The sequence below is a fragment of the Alicyclobacillus tolerans genome (assembly GCF_048984885.1).
Classification (GTDB): domain Bacteria; phylum Bacillota; class Bacilli; order Alicyclobacillales; family Alicyclobacillaceae; genus Alicyclobacillus_I; species Alicyclobacillus_I tolerans.
This window is the reverse complement of sequence record NZ_JBMGNK010000002.1, coordinates 745,404-762,040: the sequence shown is the minus strand read 5'-3', so window position 1 is coordinate 762,040 and position 16,637 is coordinate 745,404. Positions and strand designations below refer to the sequence as shown.

The following is a 16,637-nucleotide window of genomic DNA, read 5'->3' as shown; positions in this document are numbered from 1 at the left end:
AACCATTCACCCTCCCTCACTTTGCGCATTCAACAGCCATCGATTAATACTCAATCGGTTTGCCAAGCCAGCGATTCGTTAACAGGGTAAGCAGAAGTACAACTACAAAAAGAAACACCGTTATCGCGGCTCCATAACCGACATTTCCATAGGAGAAAATTTCTTCATAAATAAGTAGCGCCATTGTCATGGTAGAATTGAGCGGCCCACCTGTGCCACCCGATATGATGAAGGACTGATCAAACATTTGCAGTGTGCCAATCATGCCCATGACTACAATAAAGAAGGTGGAGGGTCTCAAAAGTGGCACTGTAATCCGCAAAAAACGCTGAAATGCAGATGCTCCATCAATAGCTGCCGCTTCATAGAAGTTTTGTGGAATGGATTGTAAACCTGCCAAAAAAACCACCATGAAATATCCCGATGTACTCCATATGTTTAATATCATGATGGCCGAAAGCGCAAAACGAGGATCTCCTATCCAGTCAGGCCCAGAAATCCCAAACCAGTTCAAAAAACCGTTCAATAACCCCAGTTTATTGAAAATCCACATAAACATCAGAGACGTAACAGCTGATGAACTGATGGACGGGAAAAAGAATGCCAAACGAAACAGTGGCCGGGCGGGAAGATGCTGATTCATGATTACTGCGAATATCATGGCAATGATTGTTTGCACCGGCATGACGACTGCTGCAAAGATAAATGAATTTTTGACTGCCGTCCAGAAGAGTGGCATACGAAAAATAGCAGCATAATTATGCAATCCAATCCAGTGCATTTGGTCTAACAGATTCCAAGAAACGCCACTCAGAAAAAAGGCATAGACTGCTGGACCAAGAGAAAACATCAACAAAAGAATGATAGTCGGCAGAGAGAAAAGGTAGGCGGTGACGGTTTCCTGTCGCCGCCATTTCTGCATGCCTTTTTCACGCAGGAAACGACCACCGCTCCGACTCTGGGAGTCTGCTTGAACTGCGGCCATCACTGGCTACCTCCATTTTGTAAAATTGATTCACCTTCACTTTGCAGTTTTTGTAGTGCTTGTGCAGGACTTTCTTTTCCATCAACCGCCAATAAAGTCTCATTAGAAAGTGTCGTATTCACATATTGATCGAACCCATTGGGAAAATTCCAAGGCACTGCGTTGGGCAATTGCTTCAAGATGTTTTCATAAATCGGATGTTCTTTGTAATAGGGCATGTCAATTAAAGATTTTCGAACGGTTACCAGTCCGCCCTGTTCCACCCATTGCGCTTGACCTGCCCCAGTCAGATACTGAATGACTTCCCAAGCCTGTTGCGGATGCGAACAATCTTTGGTGATGGCCCAAGCGGTTGGAAAATCCAGACTGACATTATTGACAGGACCTTTTGGCAACGTAGCTATAGCGAATGAAGTGTTCGGATACGTGTCTTGCAAATATGGAATTGCCCAAGCCCCTTCAAAGGTCATAGCCGCGCGTCCCATTCCAAGCGCCTGTCCTCCCCATGTAGCTCCGACATCCTGTGGTTGTGCGGCAACTCCTGAACGATAGAGATTGACAAAAAACGAAAACCCTTTCAAGGCTGCCGGAGTATTTAAAGTCATTTGAGTCATGTTATTATTCATGACACTGCCGCCTGCCTGATAGACAAATTGCGCCCAACGAGGTTCCTGTGGTGTCTGAACGATTCCATAAATTTTCTTTGCAGGATTTGTTAATTTTTTAGCATCTGCGTAGAGTTCCGCCCATGTCTTCGGCGGGCCACTAATGCCAGCTTGCTTGAACATAACCGGATTGTAATAAAGAACGAGCGGCGATTGATCACGAGGAATACCGTAGACCTGACCGTTCGCCACAAACATATTCAGTGCACCAGAGAAGAAATCGCTCAAAGAATAGTTAGACTGCTTGATATAGGAATTCAGCGGTATGACTGCCCCTTCACTTTCAAAGGTTGGCGCTTGCCCGCCATTGTTTAATGTAATGATATCTGGCGCATCTCCTGCCACAAACTCCGTTTTGAGAATCGTCTCGTAATTACCAGAAATCGGACGATATACCGCATGGATACCAGGATGTGTCTTGTTGAAATCAGCTAATTGCTGATCAATAATCCCATTGGTTACATTTGTTCCAGACCAACTGGCTACAACAATAGTTACCGGTTTACCTGAACTCGTGGATCCACCTTGCGAGGAGTTGCTGTTATTAGCTGTACCACAACCCACTAGCCCTAAAAAAGTCAAGCCCACGAGAGAGTACATAGCTGCTTTTTTGACTTGCTTCAATTAAATCTACCTCACTTTCGTGAAATTTTCGCTTAACTGGCATCTGCAATGGACAAGGATAAGATTTCCTAGTAACTGAATGTTTGCTGGGTTGATTTTGTTCAATACTGCACATTTGATGGACAATGAGGTGATTGACTGACGTATCTATGTCAAGTCAGCGCCACTAATGCGCCATCACCTCCCTTGCCATAGGTTCATAAAGAACTTCCCAACCTGTCGTGTTTTGTAAAACATCATATTGGGTCGATTTGTTCAGAGACTTGAGATACAGAGACAAATGTCCATGACCAAGCGGAATTCTCTCTATCTTCAACTCCTTTATGGAATCGGGTAGCAGCGGATCGAGCGCAATCTGTTGTCGACTAGCGTTTGGACGAAGGCCAATGATTTGTTCCAAGACAAATACCGGTGTTGCAGCGGCCCAAGCTTGAGGAGAACACGAAACCGGATAAGGTACTGGTTTGGCTGATTCGGAGATTCCAAAACCAGCAAACAATTCCGGTAGCCTGTGTAAGTCAAATGCATCTTGAGCTCGCAACAGATTTTCCATGACGGCTACAGCCTCATCTCTGCAGCTATAGTTGCGCAACCCCTGCAATACTAAACAGGTATCATGCGGCCAAACCGAACCATTGTGATAACTCAACGGATTATAACGTTTCTCTTTAGAAGAAAGTGTTCGAATGCCAAAACCCGTCAGCATATCTTCGGCTGTTATTCGCGCAGCCACTCGATCAGCTTCCACTTTGGAGAGGAGCAAGCTTTGCAAAACCTGACCCATGTTGGAAGAAATCACCGCACACGGCTGCTTCATGCCATCAAGTGCCAAGGCTATACTCCCATCCGATAGAATAAATCGCTCGCGAAAACTCTTTTGTAATTCTGATGCTTTGTTCTGTAAACGAGTTGCTAACTCTTTTTCACCACGAGACATGAAAATTTGCGCCCAATCTAAGTAAGCCCGATACAAGTAAGCCTGTACTTCACACAGCGCCACTGGTCCTTCCACCAAACGACCGTCAGCGTACATAATGGAATCTCCAGAGTCTTTCCATCCTTGATTCGCAATTCCATCTTCTGCTTCTCGACAATATTCCAGAAATCCGTCCCCATCGCGATCGCCATACATTTCAATCCAGTCCAAAGCTCGATGTACATGGGGCAACAAGATTTCTAAAAGTTCTTCATCACCCGTCCAGCGCAAGTAATCAGCTGCCAGATTTAGAAAAAGAGGTGTGGCATCAACACTCCCGTAGTAAGGAGCAAAAGGTAGAATCCCCAGTCGACTGAGTTCCCCATCGCGTACTTCATGAACAATTTTACCCGGCTGTTCGTCTTTCTCTGGTCTTTCCTGAGTGCCTTGAAAATGAGCCATTGTCTGCAAAGTTCCTCGTGCTAATTCAGGATTAGCCAATAACATCATCCGTGCAGCAATTAAACTATCCCTCCCAAACGGCACCGCGTACCAAGGCACACCAGCTGTAAGCAACGTCCCGTATCCCAAATTGCTTTGAAGCATCCGCAAATCTTTCAATCCTTGCTCATACCATGCTGCAAAACGCAAATCCCCAGTAACCTGAGGAAGTTGATTGAACCATTGAGCATACGACTCGCGAATCCATCGATATTGATCCAAATCGTTTTCGGTTTGCTTTTCAGCTATGCAAGATTCACTTATGACTACTGAGTCTGTAACGGTTGGGACGATCTCAATTTTCACTTTGAGGAACAACTCGACCTGTTCTTGATGCAAAAGTCGTATCTTACATTGATAACGGCGTGCAGTCGTTCCATTCTCTTCAGGCAAAACATTCACTTGCACGCTATGATTTGGATGTGCATCCAAAGTGACATGAGTACGGGTAATACGTCCATCTCTAGCAGAGTATTGATAGCTGCAAGCAGTCTTTTCTGTCACAACCTGTACTTCTCTTTGAAATGGTGTATCTTTAAAACCGCGCACTTCGAACATATCGACAAAATCCGCATCGACCACATAACCCACATTGATTTCCAGCGGATCGAGAGCATAATTCTTTATTTTCACATGTTCATAGAGTCCAGTCGCATCTACCCACTGATGCCGTTCTATCCATAAAGATTCTCTGGGAATCGACGAAATATCTGAAGGCGGTGTATTGGTATACCAGTAAAATATTTCATAACCATTTTCTGATAATTTATCCAGCATGATGTGTACTTCAGGGTCCAACCACCAATCCAAACGTGACAGAAACCTCGTGTCTCGCGAATAAAGTCCGTGGTGACCTTGACCCTGCGAGTTTCGTATAGTTGTACCTTCTTGACAGCATACCAGAAAAACATCGTTCTCTTTTAAAACAACATCATTCAAAGCAAAAGCTCCTTTCCTGTGCAGAAATGGACAGGTTGTTTGCAAACATAAACCAAATCGTTTTCGGAACCATAGACCGCACGAACTCTATCTCAGGAAATTGGCTTACGAACTTTCCCTGATGACCAGTGACGGTGGTAACAGCCGACCACCGGGTTCTTCTTGACGAAGCAACATTCCCATCAACATATCAGCGGCTGCAACGCCCATCTCGTAACGCTTTTGAGCGACAGTGCTGAGCATGGGAGTCACCCATTCGCCTAAATCAATATTGTCATAACCTAAAACTGCTATATCGCCCGGCACCTTTTTACCCATCCGCTGAATGCAGCGCATTCCGCCAATAGCCATCAAATCACTAGCGTAAAAAATGGCAGTCATTTCAGGATGATTTTGCAGCAATTGACGAGTTGCTGTTTCACCTCCATCAACCAAGAAATTCGAGTGAATGATCCAGTCTTCTTTTACTTCTAGGCCGGCTTCCTGCATGGCCGTTTGATAACCACGCAAACGATCAACACTGACAGCAGCTTGAGCATGCCCGTTAACAAATCCAATTGAACGATGCCCTTGGGATATGAGATAACGAACACCTTGCCTGGCACCGTTGACATTGTCTGTCATGACGTATCCGCAATAACGGCTGAGAATGGGCAAGTCAATCCCTACAGAAGGCAGTTTAGCTTCTGCAACTTCCTGCATGTATGGATCATCAAGCCGCATCCCCATAACAATGACTCCCTCCAAACGACGTTCAGTACAGAAATCGATATAACTTATCAGGCGCTGACGTGCAGTTGTGGTACTGACTAATGTAATATCGTAGCCTAGATAGGCTAGTCTGTCGTGCACCCCGGCTATGACATCAAAGAGAAAATGATGTCCACCAGGATTGACGTTGAAATCTGAAATCATCAAGCCAACACTTTGTGTCTGCTGCAGCACGAGACTGCGAGCAACCCGACTCGGTCGATAGTTTAGACTTTCAGCGACTTGCAATATTTTTTTCTTTGTTTCCTCACTAACATCCTGATAGCCGTTAAATGCGCGCGAGACTGTGGTGATGGATACACCTGCCTGCCGCGCCACATCTCTAATGGTCACTGTCATTAAATGAACACACCCAAATGAAAAATGAATAGCAATGAAAGCGTTATCCACACTATACCCAAAACGTTTTGGTTTGGCAATATAAAAATGATATAATTATCAGTAAAATTTGTGGTCACATTCATTTTCCTGAATAAAAAATAGAGGCCGATGCTACTCAGCCTCTCTACATCGATTCAGAGCTAGAAATTGTTTTTGATTTGTGGCTGAACCAGGTCAGTGTACAGATTGGTTTACTCTAGACTGGGCTCCCATTGAAAATCTATTTCTTCTTGCGCTTTTTGAATCACTAGGTTTTCATCACCAGGCATAAGTCGTTTGCCGCTTTTGAGAATATAACGAAGCCAAGAACCCGCCATCCAGGATGTTAAGAGTGCCAGCATAACCAGTATGGCGAAAAAATCTTGATTAATAATACCTAATGAGTAAGCCACAGTTGAAAGCACAATACCCGGCCCCCCACGAGCATTCATCGCCGCGGCAAAATTGAAACTGGTTAACTTATCTATACGAATGATCCGACAGGTAAAATAGACAACCAGTCCTTGCACCAGTGTGGCAAAGATCAGATAGAGGATGAAGAACCCAAAACTGAAGTTTTTCGCCAAATCCAACTGCATCCCAACGATGGCAAAAAACAATGGAATAAAGAAACCATAGGAAATCCCCAGAACCCCTTCTTCTAACTTTTTAAAAAGGTTTTCAGGAAGACTGAATTTAGTGGCAATACCCGCTAATAGAGCCCCATACATCACATCTACTTGTAGATATCCGGCAATAGCAGACAGCGCAAAAAGAATGACAAGAAAGTACCCTAAAAAGGAAGCCCGAAATAGCAAATTAGCCCTTTTTGAAGTCAATTTGCGCAGTGCCCAAGGTAAAACCCCAATGCAGACCACCAGAAAAGCCAATGTTATAACCAGGCTTTTGGAGACCATCCAAACATTGATTGCACCTGTTGAACTGACATGTCCCCCCGTTACCATACCGGAAGCGATTGCCAAAGCCACCCAGAGAATAAGGTCGTGTATACCAGCAATGGCAACAATGATTTTAGCGAAACGGGAGTGCATTATACCGAGATCGCTAAAAATTTTGGAGATGACTGGTATGGAAGTTACAGCTATAGAAATGGCGACGATGATTTTTAAAGCGATAACATTGTGATCGGGTCCTTCAAACTGAGACGGATTGAACACGAATGTCGACAACCAGCCAACCAGAAAGGGTATGATGGTCGATCCGACAATAATGGCTAATCCAGTCTTAATATCTGACTTCGCAAATCGAGACTGAAATTTCAATCCTGCGGTGAATAACAGCAAGATGGTTCCTAATTGATAAATAAACCCAAAAAGATCGCTTTCCGAATGAAAGCCGAGATAGAGCCAATGAAAACTAGCGGGAAACAAGGTACCAAAGCAGGTTGGCCCCAGTAATAAACCACCTGCGACCTCTCCAATCACTCTTGGAATGGCGAGTCGTTCAGCTACGTAACCAAGAAGATTTGCGGCTGCCAACAGGAGTACCATAGCGAACAAAAAACGCGTCAAATCTGCTCCAGCCAAACTAAACACTTGTTTTTCCTCCTTCATACGATTTGGATGCCTATTCATCAGGCAGCTTGACATACCATATGCAGGAATGGAAAAACAGTCCAAGACGTTTGCCTGTCCTGAACGCAGTTAGACTTTGGGTTACAGCAATTTACGCATATGTACTTATGCTTGCAAAATATAAAAACCCCTACAAATTTCATAAATTTGTAGGAGCTATTATCCTATAGAGGCGGTTAAGGTGGGCTCCATCACCTGTTCAGTTCATTTTGTATTACATTATATAGTGAATGCAGAAAACAGAAACGGCAAATGCCATCATTTTCGTCTCTATTCCAATCTCAAGAATGCAACTACACTAAACAAATTTTCGTTGTGTGCGCTTGCCATCACAGCTAAAAATCACTTCCCGCCCTTCCACTACAGTAGCCAAATGGCAGGTTCTTCCCCACAATTGATACAAATAGGGAAGTGTTTTTTCTAACTGTTTTAAATCGAGTTCCACACCCTCATACGCATGGCGCAAGAACAATTCTCCATTTCTCTGATAATCTCCGTCTTCTACAAGAATGACGGGAATTCCCCCATTCAGACGCGAAGCACATAGCGCGTTGCGAACTTGCTCGTAATCTGTTTCTACAACCCGGTACTCATTGCCTACTTTTTGATAAAGATAGAGATCGAGTTGCTCCATCAATTCCTTCGTCAGATAATTGCGCAGAAAGGAAATGTCATTTTCCATCTCGCGCACTTCAAACATTTTCTCCCGACCAGCCGAACCGAGTCCTTCACTTGCTGTTGAAGAAGGTGTTTGACGCTTACTCCATCTTTTTTCAATATCCTCCCAAATTGCCAACCCCACGTAATAAGGATTAATGGTTGTACGGGAAGGAAGAACTACTCCGGCATGCATCTTGGCAAATTCAATCGAATCTTCCGGCAACAAATCCATCTCACGCATAATTCGCAAATGCCAGTATGTTGCCCAACCTTCGTTCATAATCTTGGTCTCCATTTGCGGCCAAAAGTAAAGCATTTCGTCTCTTAAAATAGAGAGCACGTCCCGTTGCCATAGTTTGAGTACAGGACTGTGTTCTATTAGGAAGAGCATGATATCTTTCTGCGGAAGAGGAAAACGTGTACTCTGTTCCTCGACAAAGGTACTTTCTATTTGTAGCTCGTCGCCAATTGTCCACAAATCATCATAGTCCGATCTTTTTTTAGACGGTCTATCTTCAGAGTACAGCCCGCGTCTTTCTCTATCCTTTTGTTCACGCCACTCCCTACGATATCGACGTCCAGAAACCGAAGCGTCCACATGCTCTTGAAGAGCTAGACCAGCATCCAGCAAAGATTCCACCGTACCGCGTCCATACTGAAGTTCATATTGGCGAATGCGTTCAGCAGAAATCGACATACGTTCCACCATATCACGAGGTGTATGAGTAAACATGGCATTATTTTTAAAAAAATCACAATGCGCTAACACGTGAGCACAGACAGTTTGATTTTGTAGCAATGTATTTCCTTCCAGCAAAAACGCATAGCAAGGATTAGAATTGATAACCAACTCATAAATGCGACTCAAGCCAAAGTCATATTCCAAACGCAATCGATGAAATATTTTGCCAAAGCTCCAATGCGAAAACCTAGTTGGCATGCCATAGGCGCCGAACGTGTAGATAATATCTGCAGGACAAATTTCATAACGCATTGGATAAAAATCCAGCCCGCATGTACGGGCTAATTGGGTCATAGACTCGATGCTTTTTTCTAATTTTTCAATTTCCTGAACGTTCAAGCAGTATTCCCCTCCTCCGGAGCGGCCGAAAAGAATGCACGCAGTGCACGATAGACGTCCGATTTCTCACGAATGACAAACTTTCGAAAGAGTGGATTCTGCATTTTACTGTATGCCGACATGAGTGTCGAAGAGCGAGCATAAGCGTTTACTTCAGCATAAGCAAACATCTGCGAGAGTTTACAGATTTCTTCCACTCGTTTGATACATTTCTCATTGTCAGATGTGAGATTATCACCGTCCGAAAAATGGACAGGATAAATATTATAAGAACCGGCAGGATAGTCCTGTTGAATGATACGTAGCGCCAAATCATATGCGGAGGAACAAATGGTTCCACCGCTTTCACCCTTGGTAAAGAAATGTTCCTCTGATACTTCCTTTGCTTCCGTATGATGAGCAATATAACGGATATGCACATTCTCATACTTCGTACGCAAAAACCGAACCATCCAAAAGAAGAATGTCCGCGCAGCATATTTTTCAAACAATCCCATTGAACCCGAAGTATCCATCAGCGCCAAAATAACCGCATTGGAATCTGGCTCAATGGTGTCTTCCCACGTACGAAAACGCAAGTCGTCTGGACGAATCATCATTTTGTCCGATCCGTTTCGAGCACTATGCCGAATAGCCTCCAATAATGTACGGCGTTTGTCAATATTGGACATGAGGCCATTTTTCCGGACGTCTCGAAAATCCACATCCGTAACCTGAATATTTTCATTCGATTTAGGTACAAGATTCGGCAACTCCAACTCAGCGAAAAGCATTTCTTCGATATCTTCCAAAGTCACGCCAGCTTCTTCGTAGTCAACGCCTTTCCCATCCCCCGCCCCTGACTGATCCTGACCTTGGCCAGGCTGACCGTTGCCAATCACATCTCCAACCTGGGAACCACCTTTGCCAGTTCCCGGTTGTCGATTTTTCGAATAATTGTAGCGAATACGGTATTCTTCCAACGAACGAATCGGGATTTTAACAATCTGCCGACCATCGCTCATGATGATGCCTTCGTCACTGATGAGATCGGCAAGATTATTTTTGATGGCCTCCTTGACCTTTTCCTTATGACGTTCTTGATCTTGTTGCCCTTTGCGATGGAGCGACCAGTCTTCTTTCGAGAGCGTGAATGATTCATTCGACATCGTCTCCACCCCCTTGCCAGCCAAATTTGATTATCGATTCAAAAGGGAGCCTGTATAACGGAGCAACTCATTGGCACAAACCGGACAATAACCATGTTCGTCAATCAAGCGGGCCGTCACTTCATTGACCTTTTTCAATTGTTGTTCATCTGGAGTTTTACTGGAAGTTGTGATTTTAACAACGTCTTTTAAATCACTGAAAAGTTTTTTCTCAATCGCTTCCCGAAGGCGTTCATGAGAATTGTATTCAAAACGCTTGCCACGTCGGGCATATGTCGAGATGCGAATAAGTATTTCTTCTCGAAAGGCTCGCTTGGCGTTTTCCGAAATACCAATTTGTTCTTCTATAGAACGCATGAGCCTCTCGTCTGGGTCAATCTCTTCACCCGTCAGTGGATCTTTGATTTTTTGCCAGTTACAGTAGGCTTCCACGTTATCCAAATAGTTGTCGAGCAATGTCTTCGCAGATTCTTCAAAAGAATAGACAAACGCTTTTTGCACTTCAGTTTTAGCCATTTCATCGTACTCTTTGCGAGCAATAGCAATGAAATTTAAAAGTTTTTCTCGATCTTCTTTAGAGATGGAAGCGTGTTGATCGAGACCGTCTTTTATGGCACGCAACACGTCAAGAGCATTGATACACTGTGTATCCCGGCGAATCAGGGCTGTGGAAATCCGATTGATGATATATCGTGGATCAAGACCCGACATTCCTTCATCTGGATATTCTGCTTGCAACTCCTTGACATCTGAGTCTTTCATGCCTTCCACAGCCTGCCCGTTGTAGAGATAGAGTTTTTTCAGTAAATCCATACCCTGTTTTTTAGAATCCTTCAACCTTGTCAAAATGGAAAAAATCGATGCTGTTTTGAGGGTATGGGGTGCAATATGAACTTGTGAGAGATCACTGGCCTTGATTAACTTCTCATAGATTTTCACTTCATCGTCGACGCGCAGGTTATAGGGTACAGGCATGACAATCATCCGTGATTGCAGTGCTTCATTCTTGCGATTGGCAACAAAGGAACGATATTCAGCTTCATTCGTATGCGCCACAATCATTTCGTCCGCAGATATCAAAGCGAAACGGCCTGCTTTAAAATTCCCTTCCTGAGTCAGACTGAGCAAATTCCATAGAAACTTCTCATCGCATTTGAGCATCTCCTGGAACTCCATTAAGCCTCGGTTTGCTTTGTTCAATTCACCGTCAAATCGATACGCGCGCGGATCACTTTCTGATCCAAACTCTGTAATAGTGGAAAAATCGATACTCCCCGTCAGATCGGCTATATCTTGCGACTTAGGATCAGAGGGGCTGAAGGTACCAATGCCTACTCGACGTTCTTCGGAAAGCAATACACGCTCAACTGGAACGCGATCGACCTGTCCTTGATATGTTTCTTCAAGCATGAGACGGCAACTGGGACAAAGATTGCCCTCAATTCGTACGCCATACTCTTTCTCAAACTCATCACGCAGTTCTTGGGGAATGAGATGTAAAGGTTCTTCGTGCATGGGGCACCCGGAAATACCATAGAGTGCGCCTGCATCCGTACGCGAATACCTTTCAAGTCCGCGTTTGAGCATGGTCACAATAGTCGATTTACCTCCACTGACGGGTCCCATGAGAAGCAGAATTCGCTTGCGTACGTCAAGACGCTTAGCGGCTGCGTGGAAATACTCTTCAACCAGACGCTCCAGCGTTTGTGACAGACCATACATTTCACGTTCAAAAAACAGATAGACGGGACGATTGTCTGCCCCCTGTTCAATTCCGGCAGCCACTATCATGTCATAAATACGCGCATGAGCGCTTTTGGCAACAGAAGGATTGGAACGGACAATTTCTAAATAATCAGAAAACGTACCTTCCCAGCGGAGTGCTTCTTCTTCCGCCCGGTAACGACTCAATCGATCGAGAAAATTCACGCAAATCCCCCCATCTGTCTTCTTCTTGGTTACCTGACACAACCTGGAAGGGCGCGTCTACCGGAATGGTTTATCCTATTCCGGTAGAACTTGACCCAATTCGCCGAAGTATCACCAAGAAGAAAAATGGGCGGCGTCAGCGGGTAGGTTGCCACCATGTCAAAGCGTCAGGGAGCAATTTCTGCCAAAATCCCCAAATATGATTACCTGGCGCTTCCTTATAAGTAATGTCCATTCCCCGCTCTTGCAGCAAATCGCGCATTTGCCGATTGTAGGTTAAAAAATCATAGACACCATTCGGTGTCGTTGCCTCCGCCTCTTCATCACCTACCACCATATAAGCGCGATACTCAGATAGATCGGCTACCATGCGCAACGCCTCTTGTACACTCGGAAAGTAGGCGCCAGAAAAAAGCATGAAGTGGCGAAACAAGGAACGTTTATGCAGCATCATGGAGAGTGTAGCGACTGCGCCAAGCGATATACCCGCCATAGATCGTTGTGCCGGATCGACCGAATAATGTTGTTCGATTTCTGGTATGCACTCATCCAGTACAAATTCGCAATAAGCTTCGTGTCGAGTGCCGTCCATTGCGTAGTCTTGATTTCTTTGTTGCAGATTGACTGCAATTCCAGCAATCAGCACTGGTTTGAGACGACCTTCGGCAATCAGTTGTTGAGCAATCGTGGCTACACGCCCGTGTGTAAAAAACTCCAGTCCATCATGACAGTAAACAATCGGATACGCCGTATGCGTGTCATAGTTGGGGGGAAGATAGACCTTGACTGTGCGCTCCTCACCAAGAGCACGACTCTGCCATACGTGAGCTTCTATCTTGCGTGATGTATCCATGGGCAACTCTCCTTTGTTCAAACGGCTGCTGTACCTACACTGTATCAGAAAAAATAATTCACGTTATATAACAGATAAATATCGGATTTTTATGTGACTATCGCTACTTTGTAACAAGTGTATTATAATGAATTTGATTCTGTATCACTAGTGCGATGCTCTCTGACATGCAATGGCTCTCTCTTAGGCCGTATGCCTGGGCAAGCAAAGCTTCAAACTGAGGATTGAATTTCACTTTGACGAATGAGGTGAAGAATGTGAGCACAACTGTCAAGGAACGTTCTGTCCCCTACGTTCAAGTATTGGATGAGAACGGTAAAGTTGTTGACTCTAACCGACTGCCCAAACTGAGCGATGAAGAGTTGCGTGAAATCATGCGCCGAATGGTCTTTACACGAGTCTGGGATCAGCGCGCTGTGCGTCTGACGAGACAGGGAAGACTTGGTTTCTACGCTCCAGTCGCTGGTCAAGAAGGTTCCATGATTGGCAGCGAATTCGCTACAAAGAAAGAAGATTTTATCATCCCTGGTTATCGTGATGTGCCCCAATGCGTATGGCATGGCTGGCCATTGCATCAGGCATTTCTCTATTCGCGCGGACATCAGTTGGGTGGACGCATTCCAGAAGATGTTAACGTCATGATGCCGCAAATCATCATTGGCGCACAAATCGTCCAAACCCCAGGCATTGCCATGGCCTTCAAACTAAAAGGTGAAAAACGAGTGGCTATCACTTACACCGGTGATGGTGGAACATCGCAAGGTGATTTTTATGAAGGCATGAACTTTGCCGGAGCTTTTCAATTGCCTGCTGTTTTCATTGTTCAGAACAATCAATTTGCCATCTCTGTACCCGTCTCTTTGCAGACAGCGGCTGAAACACTGGCGCAGAAAGCGGTTGCCGCTGGTATCCCGGGCATCCAAGTGGACGGCATGGACGTGCTTGCCATGTACAGTGTCACCAAAGAAGCGGTCGATCGCGCTCGCAACGGTGATGGTCCAACAATGATCGAAGCAGTGACATTCCGCTACGGCCCACACACCATGTCAGGAGACGACCCCACTCGTTATCGCAGCAAAGAAACCGAGTCGGAATGGGAAAAACGCGATCCTCTGATTCGCTTCCGCACCTATTTGGAGAGCAAAGGGCTGTGGACTCAGGAAGATGAAGAGCGAGTCATGGAAGAAGCCAAAGATGCTATCAACGACGCTTTGAAAAAAGCGGATGCGGTAGAAAAAATGACAATTCCAGGATTACTGGAGAGTATGTTTGAAACGCCAACCGCTCCTCTGAAACGGCAAATTGCAGAATTCAGCGGTCAGGAGGGAAACTAATACTATGGCGCAATTAACAATGATTCAAGCGATTACAAATGCACTCGACAATGAGTTAGATTTAGATGAAAAAGTGCTGGTCTTTGGTGAAGACGTTGGTCACAATGGCGGTGTCTTCCGTGCTACAGACGGATTACAGGCCAAATATGGTAAAGATCGTGTCTTTGACACACCTTTGGCTGAATCTGGTATTGCTGGTTTAGCAAACGGGCTGTCCACACAAGGTTTTCGTCCGGTTGCAGAAATCCAATTCTTTGGATTTGTCTTTGAAGCGTTTGACCAAATCGCTTCACAAACAGCGCGTATGCGTTACCGCTCTGGTGGCCGTTACAATTGTCCTGTGGTTTTTCGTGCGCCTTTTGGTGGAGGTGTTCGGACCCCAGAACTCCATGCTGACAGCCTTGAAGGTTTGTTTGTTCAAACCCCTGGCATCAAAGTTGTTATTCCGTCCAATCCATACGATGCTAAAGGCTTACTGATATCAGCTATCCGTGATAACGATCCGGTACTGTTTCTTGAACACATGAAATTGTATCGCTCGATACGTCAAGAAGTTCCAGAAGATGCGTATACCATACCGCTCGGCCAGGCAAACGTAGTGCGTGAAGGTAAAGATATCACCATTGTCACCTATGGGGCTATGGTTCATACGGCACTTAAAGCAGCAGAACAATGGGCAAAGGAAAAGCAATTGGAAGCTGAAGTGATAGATCTGCGCACCATTAGTCCTATTGATTTGGATACAATTGTAGCCTCTGTCAAGAAAACTCATCGCGCCATCGTATTGCAGGAAGCTCAACGTTCTGCAGGCGCTGGAGCAGAGATTGTAGCTCAGATCACAGAGAATGCTATTTTCCATTTGGAAGCTCCCGTTTTGCGCGTTTCACCGCCTGATACCGTCTATCCATTTGGTTTAATCGAAGACGAATGGCTCCCGACACCCGAATTTGTTATCCGCGGTCTGGACAAAGTCATGAGTCTTTAACTTTGAGGAGGTGACATGAATGGCTGTATATGAATTAAAGCTTCCAGAACTCGGTGAAGGTTTGCATGAAGGCCGCATTGCCCGCTGGTTGGTCCAACCGGGAGATACTATCCAGGAAGACGACGCGGTAGCAGAAGTAGAAAATGACAAAGCACTAGTGGAACTACCCTCACCTGTATCGGGCAAAGTCATCGAGTTGAAAGTAAGTGAAGGGACAACATCCGTGGTTGGAGATGTATTGATGACATTGGAAGTTGCTGGAGAGGGCAATGTGGACACAACAGCTTCCAAACCCCAGGAACAAGCGCCCCAACCGGAAGAAAAACCGGTAGCTGTTGCGCCAGCTAACAAAGAGTCATCTACACCAGAATTATCTTCTGCACATGAAGTTCTCGCAACACCTGGAGTACGCAAGTACGCAAGAGAGCAAGGAATCGATATTCGTCAAGTTACCGGTACCGGCAATAACGGTAAAGTTACCAAGGAAGATATTGACGCCTTCAAACAAGGAGGCACACAAGTCGCTGCTTCAAAATCAGAAGACGGTCAAAACGCTCCATCAACACAGATTCATTCTCTAGACGATGGCGAGACAGAAGAGCGTATTCCGCTTACCATGATTCGCAAAAAAATTGCTGAATCCATGGCTCGCTCAGCCTATACTGCACCTCATGTGACCCTGATGGATGAAGTAGACGTGACGGAACTTGTCAAATTGCGGCAAGAGATCAAACCTCTTGCGGCCGATCGCGGCGTTAAAATTACTTATTTGCCATTCATTGTTAAGGCGTTAATTGCTGCATTGCGAAAACACCCCACCATCAACGCAGTATATGACGAGGAAAAACAAGAGCTTGTGGTGAAACACTATTACCATGTGGGCATTGCTACTGATACCGATCGCGGTTTAATTGTCCCCGTAATTCGACACGCGGATCGCAAAAACATGTGGAACATTGCCTCAGAGATTGACGATTTAGCGACACGTGGGCGAAGCGGCAAATTGAGCCCGAATGAAATGAAGGGAAGCACCATCTCCATTACGAATATCGGATCGGCTGGTGGCATGTTCTTTACGCCTATTATCAACTATCCCGAATTGGCTATTTTAGGTGTGGGACGTATTGTTGAGAAACCGGTCATTCGTAATGGCGCAGTTGAACCGGCCCAAATGATGGCACTTAGCTTGTCATTCGATCACCGCATGATTGATGGAGTATTAGGCCAACAATTCCTGAACGACATCAAATCTTTCTTGCAAAACCCGCGTTTACTTTTGATGGAGGTGTAA

At 45.1% G+C, this 16,637-nt stretch carries 12 protein-coding genes and 1 riboswitch; of the genes, 3 read left to right on the top strand and 9 right to left on the bottom strand.

Annotated features, from left to right (window positions below; all coding sequences use genetic code 11):
* Nucleotides 1–43 precede the first annotated feature (43 nt).
* The 9 genes from ACOJUR_RS03890 to ACOJUR_RS03850 form a co-directional block, all read right to left on the bottom strand.
* Entirely contained in the window at nt 44–985 is a 942-nt protein-coding gene (locus tag ACOJUR_RS03890) for a carbohydrate ABC transporter permease (protein ID WP_083574101.1), read from the bottom strand.
* Nucleotides 985–2,274 (bottom strand): ABC transporter substrate-binding protein, encoded by a 1,290-nt coding sequence (locus ACOJUR_RS03885; protein WP_420949292.1) that lies wholly within the window; start codon nt 2,272–2,274, stop codon nt 985–987. The genes ACOJUR_RS03890 and ACOJUR_RS03885 overlap by 1 nt, the downstream gene beginning before the upstream one ends.
* 166 nt (nt 2,275–2,440) lie before the next feature.
* Entirely contained in the window at nt 2,441–4,630 is a 2,190-nt protein-coding gene (locus ACOJUR_RS03880) for an amylo-alpha-1,6-glucosidase (RefSeq protein WP_420949291.1), read from the bottom strand.
* A gap of 105 nt (nt 4,631–4,735) precedes the next feature.
* Nucleotides 4,736–5,740, bottom strand: coding sequence for a LacI family DNA-binding transcriptional regulator (locus ACOJUR_RS03875; RefSeq protein ID WP_072873525.1), 1,005 nt, complete (start codon nt 5,738–5,740; stop codon nt 4,736–4,738).
* A gap of 233 nt (nt 5,741–5,973) precedes the next feature.
* Entirely contained in the window at nt 5,974–7,317 is a 1,344-nt protein-coding gene (locus ACOJUR_RS03870; protein ID WP_072873526.1) for a cation:proton antiporter, read from the bottom strand.
* Nucleotides 7,318–7,499: 182 nt separating this feature from the next.
* Nucleotides 7,500–7,561: riboswitch (Fluoride riboswitch) on the bottom strand.
* Nucleotides 7,562–7,654: 93 nt separating this feature from the next.
* Nucleotides 7,655–9,097, bottom strand: coding sequence for a SpoVR family protein (locus ACOJUR_RS03865; protein WP_420949290.1), 1,443 nt, complete (start codon nt 9,095–9,097; stop codon nt 7,655–7,657).
* Nucleotides 9,094–10,245: a sporulation protein YhbH gene (gene yhbH / locus ACOJUR_RS03860; protein ID WP_203115089.1), complete on the bottom strand. Its 1,152-nt coding sequence runs from the start codon at nt 10,243–10,245 to the stop codon at nt 9,094–9,096. The genes ACOJUR_RS03865 and yhbH overlap by 4 nt, the downstream gene beginning before the upstream one ends.
* Nucleotides 10,246–10,275: 30 nt before the next feature.
* Nucleotides 10,276–12,174 carry a PrkA family serine protein kinase gene (locus ACOJUR_RS03855; RefSeq protein WP_203115088.1) on the bottom strand — a complete coding sequence of 633 codons (1,899 nt, stop codon included), beginning with the start codon at nt 12,172–12,174 and terminating at the stop codon, nt 10,276–10,278.
* Between the two features lie 136 nt (nt 12,175–12,310).
* Entirely contained in the window at nt 12,311–13,027 is a 717-nt protein-coding gene (locus ACOJUR_RS03850) for an alpha/beta hydrolase (protein ID WP_072873530.1), read from the bottom strand.
* Between the two features lie 248 nt (nt 13,028–13,275).
* On the opposite strand from ACOJUR_RS03850, the gene pdhA reads away from it, so the two are divergent.
* From pdhA to ACOJUR_RS03835, 3 genes are read left to right on the top strand one after another with little or no spacing between them, the layout of a single operon-like run.
* Nucleotides 13,276–14,361, top strand: a complete 1,086-nt coding sequence (gene pdhA, locus ACOJUR_RS03845; protein WP_072873581.1) for a pyruvate dehydrogenase (acetyl-transferring) E1 component subunit alpha — start codon at nt 13,276–13,278, stop codon at nt 14,359–14,361.
* 4 nt (nt 14,362–14,365) lie between these two features.
* Nucleotides 14,366–15,346 (top strand): alpha-ketoacid dehydrogenase subunit beta, encoded by a 981-nt coding sequence (locus ACOJUR_RS03840; protein WP_420949289.1) that lies wholly within the window; start codon nt 14,366–14,368, stop codon nt 15,344–15,346.
* A 19-nt stretch (nt 15,347–15,365) separates the two neighbouring features.
* Nucleotides 15,366–16,637, top strand: coding sequence for a dihydrolipoamide acetyltransferase family protein (locus ACOJUR_RS03835; RefSeq protein WP_072873532.1), 1,272 nt, complete (start codon nt 15,366–15,368; stop codon nt 16,635–16,637).